Raw genomic sequence first — 20,244 nt, forward strand, 5'->3', positions numbered from 1 at the left:
GGGCTTCGCCCGCTTAATTCATCAGTCACTGACGCTAGGTTCACCATGGCTCAATACGTCTTCACCATGCATCGGCTGGGAAAAGTTGTTCCGCCGAAGCGGGAAATCCTGAAAAACATTTCGCTGTCCTTCTTCCCCGGCGCCAAGATCGGCGTGCTCGGCCTCAACGGTTCGGGTAAGTCCACGCTGCTGAAAATCATGGCCGGCGTCGACACCGAGTTCGAAGGCGAAGCCCGCCCGATGCCCGAACTGAACATCGGCTACCTGCCGCAAGAGCCGATCCTGGACCCGACCAAGACCGTGCGTGAAGTGGTCGAAGAAGCGGTGGCCGTGATCAAGAACGCCCAGGCCCGCCTGGACGAGGTCTACGCCGCCTACGCCGATGAAGATGCCGACTTCGACAAACTGGCCGCCGAACAGGCCAAGCTCGAAGCCATCCTGCAGGCTGGCGACGGCCACAACCTGGAGCGCCAGCTGGAAGTCGCCGCCGACGCGCTGCGTCTACCTGCGTGGGATGCCAAGGTCGAATTCCTTTCCGGCGGTGAAAAACGCCGTGTGGCCCTGTGCCGCCTGCTGCTGTCGGCTCCCGACATGCTGCTGCTCGACGAACCGACCAACCACTTGGACGCCGATTCCGTCGCCTGGCTGGAGCACTTCCTGCACGATTTCCCGGGCACCGTGGTAGCGATCACGCACGACCGCTACTTCCTGGACAACGTCGCCGGCTGGATCCTCGAGCTCGACCGTGGCGCCGGTATCCCTTACGAGGGCAACTACTCCGGTTGGCTGGAAGCCAAGTCCGACCGTCTGGCCGCCGAATCCAAGCAGCAATCGGCCCACGAAAAAGCCATGAAGGAAGAACTGGAGTGGGTGCGCAAAGGCGCCAAGGCCCGCCAGTCCAAATCCAAGGCACGTCTGCAACGCTTTGAAGAAATGCAATCGCAGGAATTCCAGAAGCGCAGTGAAACCAACGAGATCTACATCCCGGCCGGCCCGCGCCTGGGTGACAAGGTCATCGAATTCAAGAACGTCTGCAAAGGCTATGGCGACCGCGTGTTGATCGACAACCTGTCGTTCTCCATGCCAAAAGGCGCGATCGTCGGCGTTATCGGGGGTAACGGTGCGGGTAAATCCACACTGTTCCGCATGCTGATGGGCAAGGAAAGCCCGGACTCGGGCACCATCGAGATCGGTGAAACCGTGCAGTTGGCCTGTGTGGACCAGAGCCGTGAAGACCTCGACGGCAGCAAAACGGTATTCCAGCAAGTCTCCGAGGGTTCGGACCAGATCCGCATCGGCAACTATGAGATCCCGTCGCGCACCTACGTCGGCCGTTTCAACTTCAAGGGCGGCGACCAGCAGAAGTTCGTCAAGGACCTGTCCGGTGGTGAGCGCGGTCGCTTGCACCTGGCCCTGACCTTGAAAGAAGGCGGCAACGTGTTGCTGCTCGACGAACCGTCCAACGACCTCGACGTTGAAACCCTGCGTTCCCTGGAAGAAGCCCTGCTGGACTTCCCGGGCGCCGCCATTGTGATCTCTCACGATCGGTGGTTCCTTGACCGCGTCGCGACGCACATCCTGGCCTACGAAGACGACTCCCAAGCGGTGTTCTTCGAAGGTAACTACACCGAGTACGAAGCGGACCGTAAGAAGCGTTTGGGCGATGCTGCTGCCCAGCCGCACCGTGTACGGCACAAAAAACTGGCCTGAGTTGGGCTGGTTTGAAAAAGCGGAGCCTTCGGGCTCCGCTTTTTTTTTGCGTGTGTTTCAGGAAGACCGAGGTGGATTCATCGCAGGCAAGCCAGCTCCCACCTTCGACCGCCTTTCGAATTGGCAACCCGATCAAATGTGGGAGCTGGCTTGGCTGCGATAGCGGTTTCACGGTTGGTGCATTTACTGATTTGAAATCCCCTTATTGGTGCAAAAAACCACAGTAATTTATATATAAAGCACCATTTAAATTCACAAAGGCGACATTTTGCGCTTTTCAGGTGCAACATGAATTGCTAAGGTCCGGCTCAATCTCATTTAAAAACAATCAATTTGCCGAGACTTCTCCATGATCGAATCTGTCGAATCCTTCCTTTCGCGCCTCAAGAAACGCGACCCCGACCAGCCGGAGTTCCACCAGGCCGTAGAAGAAGTCCTGCGCAGCCTGTGGCCGTTTCTCGAAGCCAACCCCCACTACCTGACCTCGGGCATTCTGGAGCGCATCTGCGAGCCGGAACGCGCGATCACCTTTCGGGTGTCGTGGGTGGATGATCACGGCAAGGTTCAGGTCAATCGCGGGTTTCGCATCCAGATGAACAGCGCCATCGGCCCTTATAAAGGCGGCCTGCGTTTTCACCCTTCGGTGAATTTGGGCGTGTTGAAATTTCTCGCCTTCGAACAGACCTTCAAAAACTCCCTGACCTCGCTGCCCATGGGCGGCGGCAAAGGCGGCTCGGACTTCGACCCCAAGGGCAAGAGCGACGCCGAAGTGATGCGCTTCTGCCAGGCGTTCATGAGTGAACTGTACCGCCACATCGGCGCCGACGTGGACGTGCCGGCCGGCGATATTGGCGTGGGCGCGCGTGAAATCGGTTTTCTGTTTGGCCAGTACAAACGTCTGAGCAACCAGTTCACCTCAGTGCTGACCGGCAAAGGTATGACCTACGGCGGCAGCCTGATCCGCCCTGAAGCCACCGGTTTCGGCTGTGTGTACTTCGCCGAAGAAATGCTCAAGCGCAACGGCCAGCGGGTGGAAGGCAAGCGCGTAGCCGTTTCGGGTTCCGGCAACGTCGCGCAATACGCCGCGCGCAAAGTCATGGACCTGGGCGGCAAGGTGGTTTCCCTGTCCGACTCCGAAGGCACCTTGTACGCCGAAAGTGGTTTGACCGAGGCGCAATGGTCGGCGCTGCTGGAGCTGAAAAACGTGCAACGCGGGCGCATCAGTGAACTGGCCGAGCGTTTTGGCCTGGAGTTCCGCAAAGGCCAAACCCCTTGGACGTTGGCCTGCGATATCGCGCTGCCCTGCGCCACCCAGAACGAACTCGATGCCGAAGCCGCCCGCACGTTGCTGCGCAACGGCTGTCTCTGCGTGGCCGAAGGCGCCAACATGCCGACCACCTTGGAGGCTGTGGATATCTTTATCGAGGCGGGCATTCTGTTCGCGCCGGGCAAAGCTTCCAACGCCGGTGGCGTGGCCGTGAGTGGCCTGGAAATGTCGCAGAACGCCATGCGCTTGCTGTGGACCGCTGGCGAAGTCGACAGCAAGCTGCACAACATCATGCAGTCGATCCACCACGCCTGCGTGCACTACGGCGAAGAAAACGGCCGGGTGAATTACGTGAAGGGCGCGAACATCGCGGGCTTTGTGAAAGTCGCCGATGCGATGCTCGCTCAAGGCATCGTCTAAACCTCAGGCTCGACGCGCAGCACTTCGATCAACTGATCGCCGACGGGGCGCTTCCACAGCACCTCGTCGCCCACTTGGGCGCCCAGCAATGCGCGGCCCAGCGGTGAGCCCCAGTTGATCAGGTTGGCGTGGGCATCGGCCTGGTCTTCGCCCACCAACTGGATGCGTTGCTGCTCGTCCTGGTCGTTGGCAAAGGTCACCCAGCTGCCGATCTGTACCTTATCGGTGGAGGTGGCCGGTGCCATCACTTGGGCGCTTTGCACGCGCTGGTTGAAGTAGCGCAAATCCCGCTCAAGGTCCGCCAAGCGCTGCTTATTGTCGTTGGCGGATTCGAGGCTGTATTCCTGCTGCAACTGCGCAACCTTGGCCTGCAACTGCGCCAACCCTTGCGCGGTGAGACGATTGGGTTGCTCACTCACCAGGCGCTCCACCGGCTGATCGGCCTGGGCGGCGGCGTTGTCCTCATTTACAAAAGCTCGGCTCATGGCGTTCTCCTTCTATGAAGGTTGGGCCATGCTCCCCCCGCGATCGTTCCCACGCGTGGGCATGCAGCCTTGGACGCTCTGCGTCCACTTTTCAGAAAAACCACCTACTACGGGCGATAGACGCGGGCCGCGTCACGGTCCTTCTCCTGCTGCCAGGCGCGTTCACGGTCATCCCAGTGGTTGTCTTTGTAGTCGCGCAGCTCCTCGTTCTCGCGCATGGCCTTGCATTGGCGAAAGCCGTCTTCCCAGCCTTCGGCGTATTCACGGTCTTTGAGATAACGCGGTACGTTCTTGCGAAATTCCCCGCTGATCACCCCCGCGGCCTGGCGACCGCTGCTGCAACCGTCGTCAAAGCCATCGGCGAAGGCCGGAGGATAACCCTTGGCGATTAAATCCTGATGGGTGGACTGGCAACCCGACAACCACACTAGCGCACACAGCATTACCGCAGACCGCCACATGGCGTACTCCCTGGCCGCTTTACGGCTGATAGGGGAAGTCTAGTCAGGGATTTGTCGGGGAGGCGTGAAAGGGCGGTGAGAAAAGTGTTGAGTTAAAGGGCCATTAACGACGATTCCCTTTAACTTGCAGGACGTTTCCTAGAGAATCGTTGGCCTATTGCGTCATAGGATTTGAGTGTCTAGCCTCCTCGGGTCGCTGTAAAACAGCGATTGGGTTTAGCGACCCGAGAAACGTAGATACGACCTCCTCAACAATTTTGGTCGGCATGTTTGCCTGCCTTATCGTGTTATGGCGGCTGTGCGCGGGAGACCTTCGGGTCTACCGGGTTTCTAGGTTACCGGTTCGCTAACCCGCGTACAGCTGCCACCTCTCCATGTTTAGCGACATGGCGCGGCAGTTTCTACTTACTTAACCTAAGAGAAACACCATGTCTAAAGTCGTCCCCGATCCACCTCTGTCCTCAATCACCACCCTCGGCGTCGTCACCTTTGGCGACTATGGCGAAAACCAAAAACCACTGTTCCGCATCAATGCCGGCATGCCCATCGAGCAAGCCCTGGAACACGCCTCCACCCTGCTGTTTTACTCAAAAAAACTCGCCATGGAAGCCGCCATGGACGTGCGCGGCGAGCAATACGCCTGGGCCGCGCATTACCTGTGTGAGATGGGCAAAGCCGTCGTCGACGACCTCACCCAAGCGATGACGCCCACAACTTAAAGCCTGACACTATCGTTGTGGCGATCACGCTTGTCGTGGCGAGCGGGCTTGCCCTGCGTTGGGCTGCGAAGCGGCCCCAATAAGGAGGAGTGCGGTGTATCTGGCACTCCTCGGTTGACTATTTTGGGGCTGCTGCGCAGCCCAACGCAGGGCAAGCCTGCTCGCCACAGGGTTGTCGATGGTTTCAGTTAGAGCTGTGCAGCCTTCAATCGTAATAGCCCACTGTTTTTTTCAGTTGATCTGCATACTCGTAAATCTCGTCGATTGATGAAATCGCGTGTCGGGTCTCATTTTTATCTTCGTCAAATATCCCGATGTACTTCTGGCTGCGATTAAAGTGAAGGCGGCAAATAGGTTTGCGATTGTTGTCGTCCAGCAGTATCCCAAAATAGCTTTGGGTATCTCGTTGAACAATGCGCTTTGCATCGACTACGGATCGGACCAGTGCGCGAACGATGTGATAGCCCTCCAGCTCTTCAAGCGTCGTCAGAATCTTGTCTTCTGACTCGTCCCTATCCTGCGTATCTGCATTCGCGCTGTTTGCGACGGGGAGTGATGCCATTGTCGGTTGGATCGCGCCACTCATTGCAGACTTCAGCCGATCGTTGATCTGATCGTTCAAATATTGGGCTAACGCTTTTCGTGTCAGTTCGAAAAATTGTTCGCGCACTTTCTGTGTGATTACACCTTCGTAGACACGGGATGCGAAGAATTTCACGAAATCATCTTCTGGCTTGCTAACTTGAGCTCCGATGAGTTTTTTGAGTTGGCTGACGTATTTCAACTCCCCGGCTGCGTTGATGATCGAGTCAACATCGAAAGCCGACTTGGTGAGCTTGATCAACTCAGGTACGGCGTACTCATCAATGTCCAGTAGGTCGAGCTCTAGAAATGGCTTTTCGTCCATTTTATTAGGGGCGTCCAAGTCAGTAAAAAACCTGTAGACCTGGCCGTTGGTGAGAATTGAAATTCTTGCGCTTGTAACGTGAAAATACCGAAAAAGCTGTGAGGCATGGTTGATGCTCAATGACTCACCGATTTTTTTGCATTCGATGAGTATTTGGACTTCACCTCCTTTCATGATTGCGTAGTCGATTTTTTCGCCTTTCTTCGTCCCTACATCACAGACAAATTCTGGCGTCACTTCCTGTGGATCAAATACGTCGTAGCCCAATACGGTGTTGATGAAAGGCATTACGAAAGCATTTTTTGTCGCTTCTTCTGTTTGAATGGCAGGGCCTTGTAACCGAACTTTCGCTGCCAAACTGGTTAGCTTTTCAAAGAAATCCATGGTGAGCCTCTTACCTATTCAGATCCGTGTATAGATGGGATGGCAATTTGATTGCCATCCGATACTAGTCACAAAACCCCACAAAGAGAATGAAGTAAGAGCCTGTTTTGCTCGACTGAAAAAAGCTAAAAAACTGTCTGAAATTTCCTGTCTATTTATCAATAGGTTAGAAGCAGACTACGAGTTTGTGTGTGCTGATGATGGTTTTCCTGGGCTAGTTAGGACTGCATGTTCAGCCAATTCCTGCTGAATAAACGCCGCAATCATTGCGCGATACATCTGCTCAGTCACCTCAGGGTTGGCGCCCACCGCCTCGGATAACCCCCGCACTTTGGCGATCACCTGTTCAACCCGCTGCGGCGCCTTGACGCCATCGGCGTCTTTCTTAAAGCGCGCCGCCTGGGAAACGTAGTGGCCGCGCTCGGCCAGCAGGGTGACGATTTGCTGGTCAAGGCGGTCGATGTTTTCGCGGACTTGTTCAAGGGTGGTGCAGTTAACAGCCATGTTGATGGAGCTCCTGATTGCGCTGTATTGGGATATGCACGGGCCAAATGTGGGAGCGGGCTTGCTCGCGAAAGCGGTGGGTCAGTCAATGCATCCTTACCTGAACGAGCGCTATCGCGGGCAAGCCCGGCTCCCACATTTGAGCTGCGGCAGGCGCAGAACTCAAGCCAGCTCCCACATTGGATCTTCGCCGGGTCTCAAAGATCAGTAGTGATACCACTTCACTTCAAGCATCACTTCATTCACCGGCGTGGACAGGTGGCTGTACTCACGCTGGGCACTCAAGCGCAGGCCCAGGTTGCGCGACAATTCCCACTGCTGGTTCAGGCTGATGCTGCGCCGCACTTCGCCATTGGTGAAGAAATCACCCTTGGCCTCAAGGCTCAGATTCCCCAGCGGATTTTTCCACAGCACGCCGGTGTTAAACCCGGCAGCCGGTGAGATGGCTTCGCTGAAGTCGTTGTTATGCTCCACACGTACAGTGCCGAGGGCAAAACCCAGCATGTCGTCGGTGAGTTGCCAGGTGCCACCGGCGCCGCCGTTGACGTGGGCAACCAGGGTTTCGTCGTCGTGTTTGCCCGGCACGCGCTCCAGGCCGCCGGTCACTTGCCAGGACCACGGCTGCAACAGCGCGTTGCGCGGGGTCAGGGAGCGGATGGTGGCCAGGTCCAGTTGCTGCAGTTGCCAGTGGTTGCCTTCGTACTGGCGCAGTTTCATCTGCAAAATTTCAATCTGAGCGCCCAGCGGGAAGCCTTCGGCGTTGTCGTTGAGGTCGTGGTAGGCCATGCGCAGGCCGTATTCGCCGAAGGTTCTGCTGCCGCGGGTGCCGATGCCGGCTTGCCAGGTGCGCGACTCGTGGCCGTCTTCGGGCAGGCCGGGGCGTTCGATTTTAAGGTCGGGCGCCGGGTTCTGGTTGATCGCGCGCAGCAGTTCGAAGCTGCGTTGCGAGCGTTCGGTGTCGCGCTCCAGGCCATTGGCGCGGTAGCGGCCGAGGCGATAGGCGGCGTCGATAATCAACGCCTGACGCTCGCGGGGCAGGGCCTTGAAGGCCGGTTCCTGCAACTGCTTCTGGTCGTCGCTGATTTTCAGCACCCATTGCTGCTCATCGCTATCCAGTGGCTTGGCGCGTTCGAGCAGTTCACGCTCGCGGGATGGGCGGTAGTCGATCTTCTCCACCAAACCCGCTTCTTTCACGGCTTTGACGGTGTCGGTCGGGATCGCCGTGAGCGGGAATTGCTCGGTCAGGCGCAGGCTCGGGCGCGCCACTTGCAGCAGCTCCAGCAGGCGATAGGAGCAGTTTTCATCGAAGAAGAAGTAGTCGAACTGGATCTGCTTGAGCTCCCACACGTGCTCGACCATGCGCTTGGTCTCGACTTCGGTGAGGTTCAGGCGGTATTCCCACAGGTCGCGGTTCTCGAGGCTGCGGTACTCCGAAAGTTTTTCCTGGTACGGCACCAGCGCGAACAGGCCGGGGTAGCCGCCCATCAGGCCTTTCCAGGCGTAGAGGATGCTGTTGTCGGAGCCTTCGATATAGGCGCCGAAGTTGATCGCGTAGCTCAGCAGCGCGGTGTTGTTGCTCTGCACGTCAGCCTGGTCGATACGCAGCAGCGTGTGGCCGAACATCGACGAAGGGCTGTTGAGGTAGGCCGCCGGGAAGATCATCACCGCGCTGTGGGGCGCGACGTCCTTGAACCATTGGGTGAATTCCTTGCACTCCAGCGCGGGCAAATCGGTCAGGTTCAACTGACTCTTGAGCCAACGGGTACGTGCGGGGTAAACGCATTGGGCGTGTTTTTCGCCGAGGCTGGCCGGGGCGTACAGCGCCTCCACGGTGGCTTGCAGTTCCTGGTCCGGGTGGTGGGCGCCATCGGGTGCGAGGAAGAACTTTTTGTCGCTGACATAGCTGCGCCAGCCTTTGAGCTTGCCGGCTTCGTAATGGCCCAAAGACAGCCAGAACGGATCATTCGCCAGTTGCTGCAAACGTTGGTCATCAATATGCGGCGCCGCGTATAGCGGGGCGCAGGCGAAGAGTGCCAGCCAGGCAAAGCGTTTGAGCATAAGGGCAACTTAAGTCGGAAGTAGTGAGACCCAAAGGGGAGGCGGGCCCAAAAATAGAACCAAAAATAGAACCAAAAATAAAGCCAGAAAATAAAACCCGCGCCTCGAAAGGCGCGGGCAAGTCGAGCTTAAGCCTGGGTGGCGTATTTGGCCAGGCGGGTATCGCTTTTCAGTACAGCCAGGGTGTTGTTGTGCACGTCGTCGGCGGTCACGTCAGCTTTGCTGAAGATCTGCTGGAAGTGCTCGTGGGTCACGGCCGCGAAGTGCTCGCGATCTTCCGGTGCAACGCCCAGTACCACCGCGTAGGTGGTCAGCGCTTCGCCGTTGCCTTTGGCCATGTCTTCGGACAGCTCGTTCATCATGCCATTCATGGCAATCCAGGACTTGCCGCCGTAGGTCAGGGCGCTGTTGGTGCTGCAACCGTTGGTGCCCGAGGTCATGCCGAAGGTGGCGTTACCCGACGTGCCGTTGGTGGTGGAAGCAAGGAAGTGAGCTGGAGTACCGCGCTGGCCTTCGAACAGCATGTTGCCCCAACCGCAGTTCGGGCCACCTGGCGATTCAGCCATTGCATTGAGGGAGACAACGGTGAAGAGAGTACCAAGAAGGATCCGTTTCATAGCTTTGTTCTCTTTGTGTGCAAACCAATGGACAAGGGTTCAGGCGCGTCGCAGCGCCCTAGGGGCCAGTTATTAGTCCAACCCGCGCAGTTTGGAGTTTAGGCACGTTCCTAGGGTTCCGTTATTTTTTATAAAACAATCGGTGTGGTTGTCGAGCGTGGCAGCGATTTTTTTGTAAGACGCATCCCGTGTCTATGCTTTCCCACAGGCTCGCCTTGCCAGAGCGCGCAAGCGAGAGCCAGAATGCCGTCATCTGCCCCGCCTGATGTAAGGAAGCCCGATGCCTGATCCTGTTGCTGCCAGCTTGCGTCTAGCGCCCGAAGCGCTGACTCGCCCTTTCTCCGCTGAACAGTTCAGCTTCTCGACCACCAATGATTTGGAGCCCTTTCGCGGTGTGCTTGGCCAGGAACGCGCAGTAGAAGCGTTGCAGTTCGGTGTGGCGATGCCACGCCCCGGTTACAACGTGTTTGTCATGGGCGAACCCGGTACTGGCCGCTTTTCGTTCGTCAAACGCTACCTGAAGGCCGAAGGCAAACGCCTGCAGACCCCGTCGGACTGGGTCTACGTCAACAATTTTGATGAGCCGCGCGAACCGCGTGCGCTGGAATTACCCGGCGGCGCTGCGGCGGCGTTTATTGCCGATATCAACGGCTTGGTCGACAACCTTGTCGCCACGTTCCCGGCCGTGTTCGAGCACCCCACCTATCAACAGCGCAAAAGCGCCATCGACCGCGCCTTCAACCAGCGTTACGACAAGGCCTTGGACGTGATCGAGCGTCTGGCACTGGAAAAAGACGTGGCGCTGTACCGCGACAGCTCCAACGTCGCCTTCACGCCGATGCTCGACGGCAAGGCGCTGGACGAGGCCGAGTTCTCGCAACTGCCGGAAGTCGATCGTGAGCGTTTCCACACGGATATTTCCGAGTTGGAAGAGCGCCTTAACGAAGAACTGGCCAGCCTGCCGCAGTGGAAGCGTGAGTCCAACAACCAACTGCGCCAGTTCAACGAAGAAACCATCACCCTGGCCCTGCAGCCTTTGCTGGCGCCTTTGTCGGAAAAGTACGCAGAGAACGCAGCCGTTTGCGGTTACCTGCAAGCCATGCAGGTGTACCTGCTCAAAACCGTGGTCGAGCAATTGGTCGATGACGCCAAGACCGACGCCCAGGCCCGCAAGCTGCTCGAAGAGCAATACTGCCCAAGCCTGGTGGCCGGCCACCCGGTCAACGGCGGGGCGCCGGTGGTGTTTGAACCGCACCCGACCTACGACAACCTGTTTGGCCGTATCGAATACAGCACCGATCAAGGCGCGCTCTACACCACCTATCGCCAGTTGCGTCCGGGCGCGTTGCACCGTGCCAATGGCGGTTTCCTGATCCTGGAAGCCGAAAAAATGCTCGGCGAGCCGTTTGTATGGGATGCGCTCAAGCGTTCCTTGCAGTCGCGCAAGCTGAAGATGGAATCGCCGCTGGGCGAGCTGGGCCGCTTGGCCACCGTGACCCTCAACCCGCAGATGATCCCGTTGCAGGTCAAGGTCATCATCATTGGCTCGCGCCAGCTGTACTACGCGTTGCAGGACGCCGACCCGGACTTCCAGGAGATGTTCCGCGTACTGGTGGACTTCGACGAAGACATCCCGATGGTCGACGAGAGCCTGGAACAGTTCGCCCAGTTGCTCAAAACCCGCACCTCGGAAGAAGGCATGGCACCGTTGACCTCGGACGCGGTGGCGCGGCTGGCGACTTACAGTGCACGGCTGGCGGAACACCAAGGGCGCTTGTCGGCGCGCATTGGCGACTTGTTCCAACTGGTCAGCGAGGCGGACTTTATCCGCCACCTGGCGGGCGACGAGATGACCGATGCGGGCCACATCGAACGTGCGCTCAAGGCCAAGGCCACGCGCACCGGGCGTGTATCGGCGCGGATTCTCGACGACATGCTCGCCGGGGTCATCCTGATCGACACCGCCGGTGCGGCGGTGGGCAAGTGCAACGGGCTGACGGTGCTGGAAGTCGGCGATTCGGCCTTCGGCGTGCCGGCGCGGATTTCCGCCACGGTGTACCCGGGCGGCAGCGGCATTGTCGACATCGAGCGCGAAGTTAATCTTGGCCAGCCGATCCACTCCAAGGGTGTGATGATCCTCACCGGTTACCTGGGCAGCCGTTATGCCCAGGAATTCCCGCTGGCGATCTCGGCGAGTATCGCCCTGGAGCAGTCCTACGGTTACGTGGACGGCGACAGCGCGTCGCTCGGCGAGGCGTGCACCTTGATTTCGGCGCTGTCGAAGATACCGCTCAAGCAGTGCTTTGCTATCACCGGCTCGATCAACCAGTTTGGTGAAGTGCAGGCAGTGGGCGGGGTCAACGAGAAGATCGAAGGCTTCTTCCGCCTCTGCGAAGCGCGCGGTTTGACCGGTGAGCAGGGCGCGATCATTCCGCAGGCCAACGTGGCCACGCTGATGCTCGATGAGAAGGTGCTGCAAGCCGTGCGCGACGGGCAGTTCCATATCTATGCCGTGCGCCAGGCCGACGAGGCGCTGAGCCTGTTGGTGGGCGAGCCTGCCGGTGAACCGGACGAAGAAGGGCAATTCCCCGAAGGCACGGTGAATGCGCGCGTGGTTGAGCGGTTGCGTGCGATCGCCGAGATGATCAGCGAGGATGATTTGAAGGAGGCGGAGAAGGAGCTGGCGCAGCAGGCGCTGGCCGAAGCCAAGCCAACCTGATCTGCTGTTCGGAACGCGGTCAATGTGGGAGCTGGCTTGCCTGCGATAGCGGTGGGTCAGCCAGCAAAAGTGCCGGCTATGCGTCAGCCATCGCAGGCAAGCCAGCTCCCACATGGAATCGGCTGTGTTTCGTCACAAATTTGACTCCCATTTCAGGGACCGACGCCCGTTGGTCCCTACAACCTTGGTTTGTACTGGTTTTCTTCTATTCTGACTTTTAGGGATATCCACAGGAGTCGCAGGACAGAGACAGCCTCGCCGCGTGATTGGGGCTGAACACCGATCTACCGAGGGTCGCCGCCATGCCGCGCAACCTTTGCCTTACCCGCCAATGCCTGGGCCTGGTCACCCGTATCGAATGCTCCATTCGCCCTCTCGCGGGGGATAACGGGATGTGGACGTTGTTGTTTGCTGCCGGCATGACCGGCGAGCAGCCGTCCACCGTCAAGTCCCAAGGCCCGTTTCATGGGCCTTTTGTGGCAGAAACCATTCTGGGCTCCATCGTCGATAGCCTGACGTTGCATGGCTATACGCTGGCCGATGACCCGCAGATCTGGTGCCTGCACCTGCAGGCCCATCTGCGACAACTCAACGGCGGGCGAGAGCGATTGGCGCTGTGATGATCGTTCCCACGCTCTGCGTGGGAATGCCGCCCCGGACGCTCTGCGTCCCGCTGTCAGCGCATGGTCAAGCCGTGTGCAGGTGACGCGCAGCGTCACGGGATGCATTCCCACGCGGAGCGTGGGAACGATCGTCGCCCACCATTGAGCGTTACTTGCCTTCGGGCTTATCCAACTTGACCTCAAAACCGTATTGCACGGTGTCCAGGTCGGTGCGCTGGTAGCTTTCCAGGCTGGTCGGCTGGCCGTAGAAGTAATGCACATCAAACAGCGCCGTGCCGTATTCCTCGGCGCGGTGGCTCACGCCGAGGATTTCCTTGAGGTACTTGCCTGTGGCGTCCTTGGCGTAGAAGCGCCAGCTGTCGGACGGGAATTCCTTTTGGTCGACGATCAGCGCGTTGTCCTTGAGCGACAGGCCTTTAGGCAGCTTGCTCGCATCCAGGGTTTTTTTCTCGATGGTGGCCAAAAACAGCGGCACCGAGCCCACCACGAAGGCCGGGGTTTCCGGGAACAGGTTGAGGTCGTAGGTGAGGGTGCCGCTGCCGGCGTTCAACTCGAAAGCCTCGGTGGGCAGTTCGATCGGCTCGCCGCGCTCGCCTTTTTCATCCGCCGTGAAGAAGGTGATGGGCGCGTCGCTGTTGTTGCGATCAGCACCGACCAGGTCGTCATTGAACGTGAACGGGTGGTCAAACACGATCTTCGCCGCGCTGGCGTCTTCGGTCGACTGGGTGATGGTCACGCTTTTTTTCAGCTGGTCCTCGGTCATGGCGGCGTCTTTAAGCCAACTGGCGGCGCTGTCGTCGTACACGGTGACCGGCATCGGCAGCGCTTGCACGCTGCTTTGCAGGCTGTTCTTGTCGAAGCGCTGCACCGGCAGGTCCAGGTCTTTGCGGGTGAGGGTGGCGGTGGAGAAGTCCAGGACATCGACCTGCAGCGTATCGATCAGGCCATTGAAATACACCTTGGCATAGTGGCTGCTCTGTTTGTGCTCGAAGGCTTTTTGCTCGTCGGTGAGTTGCTTTTCAAAGGTGTCCGACCAAGCCTTCTGCTTCTGCATCTCGGCCAGTTGTTTTTCGTAGAACGCCACCTGCGCGGCATTTTCGTTGATCGAACCCGAGCGGGTCAGGTACTGCCCGGTGCTGTCGCGGGCCTGCACCAGCAAGGGGTTGGGCGATTCATCGCCGACTTCCGGCGCCAGCGGCTGGCTGTTGGTCAGCTCAATCTCGGCGTAGTTCTTCTCCAGCAACAGCAGGTTGAGGGTGATATTGCCTTCGGTGCGCTTGTGGCCCACGTCTTTTTTCGACAGGTCGAAGGTCAGCACCTTGCCCGGCGCGACCACTTCAACCGAGCCTTTGAGGCTGACGGGCTGCGGCTGGCTCTTGTTGTCGGTCTCGACGCCTTCGATAAACGGGTAGGTCACGGTCAAGTCATCGGGGTTGGTCAGGTTGGAGCTGCTGGGGCTCAACTGGATACCCGGGTCGGTTTCCGACCATTCCGGCTGGAAGGGGATGACTTTTTTGTTGCTCAAGGTCACCGACTGCCATTCCAGGCCGTGGGGGAAGGGGAATTGGTCGGGGCTGTTGAAGCTGAACGGGAACACCGGCTGCAAATCAGTCAGGTAGTCGGAGTGCGAGGCTTTGCGCAGCACGAACAGGCCATTGATGTAGGTGTCGACCAAGGCCTGGGGCGTGGGGTAGTGCGTGAGCAGGGCCAAGGTGTCTTCGCCGTATTCGGCTTCGATAGGCTTGTTGGCGAGCTTGACGCGCGCGCGTTCCAGCAACAGCAGGGAGCCGCCGAGGTCGGCGATGGCGTCTCTGAGTTTGGGGTCTTGAATGCTGTCCAGCGATTGTTCGAACTTTGCGGTTTTCTCTTCGAGGGTGGCCTGCTTCTGCTCTTCTTTCGGGGAGCAGCCGCCAGCCATCAGCAACACCGCACACAGGCCAAGGGTGGCCAAAGGGGATCGCACATCCGTCATCTGAATCTTCCTGTCCGACATCATCGAGCCGAGTGAGAGGCTCGACACTAGCAGAAAAATTCTCTTACAGATGCCGTACAGATCAGTTTTCTCGTGGTTCCAGCTGTTTGGAGGCGGCTGGTATACTCGCGGCCATTTTTAGCCTGGCTGTGTGAGATCTGATGGAACGCTTTATCGAAAATGCTATGTACGCCTCCCGCTGGCTGCTGGCGCCGATTTATTTCGGCTTGTCCCTTGGGTTGCTGGCGCTGGCGCTTAAATTCTTCCAGGAAGTGATTCACTTGCTGCCGAGCGTGTTCTCGATGGCGGAGTCGGAACTGATCCTGGTGCTGCTGTCGTTGATCGACATGGCCCTGGTTGGCGGCCTGCTGGTGATGGTGATGATTTCCGGCTACGAGAACTTCGTCTCGCAGCTGGATATCGATGAAGACAAAGAAAAGCTCAACTGGCTGGGCACCATGGACTCTTCGTCGCTGAAGATGAAAGTGGCAGCCTCCATCGTGGCGATTTCCTCCATCCACCTGCTGCGGATTTTCATGGACGCCAAGAACGTCGATCCGCAGCATTTGATGTGGTACGTGATCATCCACATGACCTTTGTGATCTCGGCCTTTGCCATGGGTTACCTGGATAAGGTCACCAAGCACTGATGCCCAGCGCCGGCCTTACTGCTCGACGAAGTAGTAAGGCTGGCGGTTGATCGACATCTCTTTGATGATCGTGACTTTCTCGCTCAGTTGCTCAGTGCGGTCCAGCAGTGCCACGTTGCCAGGTTTTGCCGTGAGGTAACTGCGCAGCTCGGCTTCGGTTTGCAGGATCGGCAAGTAGGCTTGCAGGTAGAACACGCTGGCCCCGGCGATACGCTCGTTGGGCTGGAACAGCACCACGTCTTTGCCTTGTGCCTGGTAGGCCTGAACCTGGCTGATCACCGGCACAAACGACTGGCGCACGTCGGCTTTCGGAGCAAACCAGAAGGCAGCCGTCAGGTAGCAGGCAATCGCCAAGGTGAAAATGCCGCCGATCACCTTGCGGTGGTAGCGGTAAATCGCCGGTTTATTGGCTTTAAGCCACTCCAGTAACACCCCGGCATATTCGGCTGCCAGTACGGCGGCAGCGGGCGTGAGTGCCATCAGGTAAACCACACGCTTGCTCGACGCCAGGGTCAGCAGCGTGAACTGCGCCACCAGCCATACGCTGAAAAACAGACGGTAACGGTTACGCACCAGACTTTTGCGAAAGTGCCACAGGCCCAGGTACACCAGGATGTTCCACGGTAAAAAGGCTTCGGGCAGCTTGGCGATGTAGTAGTAGATCGGCTCGTAATGCCCGGCCTCAACGAAGGAACCGCTGAAGCGCCCGACGCTGTTGGTCCACAGCACTTCCGCCACCGACTGCATACCACCGCGCTGGAACAGGAAGCCCAGCCATATCACCAGTGGCACCAGCGCCAGCAACGTGAACAGCGCCGGCTTGAGCCAGTCGCCAAGGCGCAGGCGTTTATCCATCACGCTGGTGCTGAGCAAATACACAAAAATCACAATGCCCGGCATCGCCAGGCCGAGCACGCCTTTGCTCAGCGTGGCGATGACCATGCCGACGGTAAACATCGCCCAGGCCCAACCGCTTGAGCCTTCTCGATCAGTGCGCACGGCCTGGTAGAACCCCAGCAGCGCGGTGGTCACGCCAAGGCTGAGCAACGAGTCTTCGCCCACGCCGCGCACATTGCCCCAGTAACTGGCCATGGTCGCCAGGATCAACGCCGCGCAGAACGCCAGGGTTTGCGGCCGCCCGAACTTGCGCAGCATGGTGTAAAACAGCATCACGCTGAACAACCCGGCAAACGCCGACGCCAGGCGCACGGCCCAGGTGGTGCCACCAAACAGGCGAATGGCGCCAGCGTCCAGCCACAGGCTCAGGGGTGGTTTTTCCAGGAAGGGCTCGCGAAACAGCCGTGGGATCACCCAGTCATTGTCCAAGTGCATGGCCATGGCGATCCCGGCGACGCGGGCTTCGGTGGAGCCTTGCAGCTCATGGCCGCCCAGGGCGAAAAAGAACAACAGACCAGCGAGAAGAAGGAGCAGCAGAGGAGCGGGACGCGTCATGGTTCTGGCTACCGAAGCAGGGGACCGCTCGGGGGAACGGCCATGTTAATCGGTCAGTATATGTATCCGTTTCTTAACATTTCGTGAACGAGTGTGGGGTTTTTGTAAGGCGCGTTCAGCCGCGTATTCAGGGCAGTTTCAAGCGCGGCAATGCCGCTTTGCCTGACGCGGTGAGTACCGGCTCCAATTGCGCCCAGGTAAAGCTCAACTCATTGTCGCAACCGTCGCCCGTGGCGCGTGTGGACAGTTGTAGGCCTTGGGTGTTGAAGCTCAGGTCGAAGCTGTCGTAACTGGTGATTGCCGGGCAGCCTTCGTCGGTGGTGGTTTGTTTGGCTAGCCAGGCGCTGAACTTGGCAGGCAACTTCACGTGCCCGGCGTAGACGTCATACCATTGTTGTTGCCCACCGAGCCACGTCCACGGGTCCACACGTTCGCCGGTTTGCAGGTTCCAGGAATGCAAGCCCCAACTGATGCCCCGCGCGCCAGTGCCCGCCGCCCAGCGATAGAACTTCACGGTGATGAATTGCGACGACCAATAGGTTGGCTCAACGTCGATTTCGCTGGTGTAGCCCGAGCCGTTGCGCCCGAGGTACTCACGGCGCTCCTGAAAGTAGTCCGCCTGCGCCTCATCGCTGACAGCCAGGGCAGCGAGTTGCTGGTTGATCTTCTGAATCGCCTGGCTGTCGCCTGCGAGCTTGATCGTGACCTGCGCGCCTTGGGCCTTGAGCAGGTACGCGTGGTTTTCGAAGCTTTTCTTCTCGGTCTTCACCGGCAGCGGCGCGGCTTCCATGGGCGCGTTGTAGGCATCGCTGCCACAGCCGTCGGTGCTGATGCGTTTCAAGGCCAGTGGCAGCGAATTGGCGTCTTTGGTTTTGCTCCATGTGCCCGCAAGCGTATCGCCCTGGGGTTTGCCCAGCGTCCACAACCCGGTATTTCCGGCTTCCACCCACGGCGCGTTGTCTTGGGCCTGAGTCAATTGGATCGGCGTGAGAATGCGTTGGTAGTAGTAACTGCCCTGCTCGCCGTCGGTGCCGTTGAAACAGGCGGTGATGGCGGATTTACCCAGCGTGCCCTGCCACACGCCCGCGAGGTCGGCGGCGTTGGCGAGTAAAGGCATGAAGGCGAGGGCGATGACAGCGAGGGGCTTGAGCACGGGTATCTGACTTCCGGTTGTCTGATAAAGGCCGTCAGGGTAATGGGAATGAGGCGTCTACGAAACCTGGGGCGATTCAAACAGCTTCTTTTTGGATAAGGAAACTCTCGATTTTTATATCCTTAGTCATTAAGAATATTGGTGCCTGGCAGGTTGGCAGGGTACTAATCACCACGTTGCCCCATGGCAGTTCGGGCGTTCTACCGCTGCCTAACCCAGGCCTGTCACCCATGGAAAGCCCGAGCATCGAATACACCGACAAACAGCGCTGGTTTGCCCTCACCAAGATCAACACCCTCTCGGCACTCTCGCAGATCGTGCAGATCGGCACCGTCACGCCGCTGCTCTCGCTGTCGCTGGAACAGCAAGGCGTGGAGTCGGCCAAGATCGGCGTGATCGTCAGCGCCTCGTGGCTGGCGATCCTGCTGCTGTACAAATGGGTGCCGCGCCTGCTCGCCCACCTGGGGCTGGTCAAAACCAACATCCTCAGTGCGCTGCTCACCATTGGCGCACTGATCGGCATGACCCTGACCCACCACCTGGTGCTGATTTTTGCGCTGAATTTTGTCCTCGGCATCGGCCTGATCCTGCGCTGGATCGCCTGCGACACCTGGATCGTCGCCGTCGCCTCCAAAGGCCAACGCGGCCGCGCGATCGGCGTACACGAAACCCTCATGGGCCTGGGCATCGCCGTCGGCCCGCTGCTGCTGGTGGTCTTCGGCGTCGGCAGCGCCGCGCCTTACTACGCCTGCGCCGTCATCGTCCTGCTCTGCGGCCTACTGGCACTCACCCTCAGACCCTACGACACCCAACCACAAACCCCAGCAGAAAAACGCCACGGCAAATTATTCAGCCTCATCCCCACCGCCCTCTGCGGCGCGTTCATCGCAGGCTTTGCCGAAACCTCATCCGTATCATTCCTGGCCGGCTACAGCCTCTCGGCCGGCTACCTGCTCACCGCCGCAACCCTGCTGATCTCCGTCTTCGGCATCGGCGGCACCCTCCTGCAACTGCCCATCGGCTGGATGGCCGACCGCAGCTCCTACAAAATCGGCCAATTGGTCTGCGGGTTAGTCTTGCTGCTGGGCACATTCGCCATTCCGTTCAGCCAGCCGCTTCCCTGGCTGGCGACGGTTATCGTGTTTCTGTGGGGTGGGGCGATTGGCGGGATGAACACCCTGGCTGTAATCGAGGCGGGAGATCGGGTGGGGGAGCATCAGGTGTCTACGGCGATGACGGCGATTGCGATGTTTTATACGTTGGGGAGTGTGTTGGGGCCGATTGTGACGGGGGTGGTGGTTTCTTATGTGAGTGGGGATGGGTTGATGATAGCGGTGGGGGTGGTGGGGGTGGTTTTTGTGGGGGTGTTGGTGTTGCGTAGAGATCCGGCGCGCGGGTGATTGGCTGCGAACTTCAGGTACAAAAAAGGCGTCCGTGGACGTCTTTTTTTGTTGCGGTGGTGGGGCGGGGTAATCTTTGGGCGTTGGGTTCAGACCGGGTTTATTTCGAGTGAAGCCTGAAGATTCTTAAGGCCGAGTTGCTGCATAGCGACTCGGCCTTTTGATTTTTGCTACTGCGGGGACGGTGACGTGTCGTTTGTGGGGTGCAGTACGGACAACGCCCGCTCGATCAGTAACTCACCCAGCACGATTAATTGTTGGCTACCCAAGAGCTTCTGACGGTTTTCGCCTTCGAGTTCGAAGGCCAGGTCAGTGGTGATAGCGTTCAGCGAGGCAAGGGTTTCGCTGGCTTGAATCAGTAGGGTTTCGGGGTCGATGTCTTGAGCGACCGTGAAAAGGCTCGCTGGGGGATTTGGGGTGATTTTTTTCATGGCGCAAACTCCTTGATTGGTGGAGTCGCCAGGCATCGCTGCTAAACGAAGAGGGTGGCGACTGTACGCGGGTTAGCAGACCAGGAATCAAGGAACCCAGCGCACCCGAAAGTGCCCCACGCACAGCCGCCATAACGCAGTCCAGCTAATGCTGAACGGATGGTGGCGTTGCAGGCCTTGATATTAACCGAGCTGCTAAACCCGGTCGCTGATTTTGCAGCGACGGGAGGAGGTTAGCCGTGTAGGTGGGGCGGGAACAGTTCACCAATGGCGCGATATCTTGAAGGAAAAGTCCGAAGGGCCACCGGCTGG

At 58.7% G+C, this 20,244-nt stretch carries 17 protein-coding genes; 7 read left to right on the top strand and 10 right to left on the bottom strand.

Features of this window, described 5'->3' with window-relative positions:
• Positions 1-45 precede the first annotated feature (45 nt).
• Positions 46-1,710 (top strand): energy-dependent translational throttle protein EttA, encoded by a 1,665-nt coding sequence (gene ettA, locus P5706_RS04470; RefSeq protein WP_285678643.1) that lies wholly within the window; start codon positions 46-48, stop codon positions 1,708-1,710.
• A gap of 349 nt (positions 1,711-2,059) precedes the next feature.
• The gene (gene gdhA, locus P5706_RS04475; protein WP_200431483.1) at positions 2,060-3,397 is read left to right on the top strand and encodes an NADP-specific glutamate dehydrogenase; all 1,338 of its coding nucleotides are present in this window, start codon (positions 2,060-2,062) and stop codon (positions 3,395-3,397) included.
• Here gdhA and P5706_RS04480 read toward each other — a convergent pair.
• Entirely contained in the window at positions 3,394-3,882 is a 489-nt protein-coding gene (locus tag P5706_RS04480; protein WP_285678644.1) for a GreA/GreB family elongation factor, read from the bottom strand. The two genes, gdhA and P5706_RS04480, sit on opposite strands and share 4 nt — an antisense overlap.
• Before the next feature lie 107 nt (positions 3,883-3,989).
• Positions 3,990-4,343, bottom strand: coding sequence for a hypothetical protein (locus tag P5706_RS04485; protein WP_200431485.1), 354 nt, complete (start codon positions 4,341-4,343; stop codon positions 3,990-3,992).
• A gap of 428 nt (positions 4,344-4,771) precedes the next feature.
• On the opposite strand from P5706_RS04485, the gene P5706_RS04490 reads away from it, so the two are divergent.
• The gene (locus P5706_RS04490; protein ID WP_056858235.1) at positions 4,772-5,062 is read left to right on the top strand and encodes a DUF3077 domain-containing protein; all 291 of its coding nucleotides are present in this window, start codon (positions 4,772-4,774) and stop codon (positions 5,060-5,062) included.
• 205 nt (positions 5,063-5,267) lie between these two features.
• On the opposite strand, the gene P5706_RS04495 is transcribed toward P5706_RS04490, so the two are convergent.
• The 4 genes from P5706_RS04495 to P5706_RS04510 all read right to left on the bottom strand — a co-directional run bounded on the left by P5706_RS04495 (position 5,268) and on the right by P5706_RS04510 (position 9,532).
• Complete coding sequence (locus P5706_RS04495) at positions 5,268-6,353, bottom strand: type I restriction endonuclease (RefSeq protein ID WP_285678645.1); 1,086 nt, start codon at positions 6,351-6,353, stop codon at positions 5,268-5,270.
• Between the two features lie 177 nt (positions 6,354-6,530).
• Positions 6,531-6,857 (bottom strand): chorismate mutase, encoded by a 327-nt coding sequence (locus tag P5706_RS04500; RefSeq protein ID WP_285678646.1) that lies wholly within the window; start codon positions 6,855-6,857, stop codon positions 6,531-6,533.
• A gap of 204 nt (positions 6,858-7,061) precedes the next feature.
• Positions 7,062-8,915: an Lnb N-terminal periplasmic domain-containing protein gene (locus tag P5706_RS04505; protein WP_200431487.1), complete on the bottom strand. Its 1,854-nt coding sequence runs from the start codon at positions 8,913-8,915 to the stop codon at positions 7,062-7,064.
• 128 nt (positions 8,916-9,043) lie between these two features.
• Complete coding sequence (locus tag P5706_RS04510) at positions 9,044-9,532, bottom strand: DUF3015 domain-containing protein (RefSeq protein ID WP_017139294.1); 489 nt, start codon at positions 9,530-9,532, stop codon at positions 9,044-9,046.
• A gap of 280 nt (positions 9,533-9,812) precedes the next feature.
• Between P5706_RS04510 and P5706_RS04515 the strand changes: the two genes are divergently transcribed.
• Both P5706_RS04515 and P5706_RS04520 read left to right on the top strand, forming a co-directional pair.
• Positions 9,813-12,251 (top strand): Lon protease family protein, encoded by a 2,439-nt coding sequence (locus P5706_RS04515; RefSeq protein WP_200431488.1) that lies wholly within the window; start codon positions 9,813-9,815, stop codon positions 12,249-12,251.
• A 302-nt stretch (positions 12,252-12,553) separates the two neighbouring features.
• Positions 12,554-12,871: a PA4575 family protein gene (locus P5706_RS04520; protein WP_285678648.1), complete on the top strand. Its 318-nt coding sequence runs from the start codon at positions 12,554-12,556 to the stop codon at positions 12,869-12,871.
• A 151-nt stretch (positions 12,872-13,022) separates the two neighbouring features.
• On the opposite strand, the gene P5706_RS04525 is transcribed toward P5706_RS04520, so the two are convergent.
• The gene (locus P5706_RS04525; RefSeq protein ID WP_285678649.1) at positions 13,023-14,846 is read right to left on the bottom strand and encodes a hypothetical protein; all 1,824 of its coding nucleotides are present in this window, start codon (positions 14,844-14,846) and stop codon (positions 13,023-13,025) included.
• 161 nt (positions 14,847-15,007) lie between these two features.
• Between P5706_RS04525 and P5706_RS04530 the strand changes: the two genes are divergently transcribed.
• Positions 15,008-15,496 (top strand): TIGR00645 family protein, encoded by a 489-nt coding sequence (locus P5706_RS04530; RefSeq protein ID WP_064454204.1) that lies wholly within the window; start codon positions 15,008-15,010, stop codon positions 15,494-15,496.
• Between the two features lie 15 nt (positions 15,497-15,511).
• Here P5706_RS04530 and P5706_RS04535 read toward each other — a convergent pair whose 3' ends face one another.
• Together P5706_RS04535 and P5706_RS04540 are read right to left on the bottom strand one after the other, a co-directional pair.
• Positions 15,512-16,948: an ArnT family glycosyltransferase gene (locus tag P5706_RS04535; RefSeq protein ID WP_200431491.1), complete on the bottom strand. Its 1,437-nt coding sequence runs from the start codon at positions 16,946-16,948 to the stop codon at positions 15,512-15,514.
• Between the two features lie 127 nt (positions 16,949-17,075).
• Positions 17,076-18,101, bottom strand: a complete 1,026-nt coding sequence (locus tag P5706_RS04540) for a hypothetical protein (RefSeq protein ID WP_285678650.1) — start codon at positions 18,099-18,101, stop codon at positions 17,076-17,078.
• A gap of 230 nt (positions 18,102-18,331) precedes the next feature.
• On the opposite strand from P5706_RS04540, the gene P5706_RS04545 reads away from it, so the two are divergent.
• Entirely contained in the window at positions 18,332-19,501 is a 1,170-nt protein-coding gene (locus P5706_RS04545) for an MFS transporter (protein WP_285678651.1), read from the top strand.
• A gap of 170 nt (positions 19,502-19,671) precedes the next feature.
• On the opposite strand, the gene P5706_RS04550 is transcribed toward P5706_RS04545, so the two are convergent.
• Positions 19,672-19,932 carry a DUF6124 family protein gene (locus P5706_RS04550; RefSeq protein WP_285678652.1) on the bottom strand — a complete coding sequence of 87 codons (261 nt, stop codon included), beginning with the start codon at positions 19,930-19,932 and terminating at the stop codon, positions 19,672-19,674.
• Positions 19,933-20,244: the final 312 nt, after the last annotated feature.

Origin of the sequence: Pseudomonas sp. ChxA (genome assembly GCF_030263855.1) — a bacterium.
GTDB lineage: Bacteria > Pseudomonadota > Gammaproteobacteria > Pseudomonadales > Pseudomonadaceae > Aquipseudomonas > Aquipseudomonas fluorescens_CB.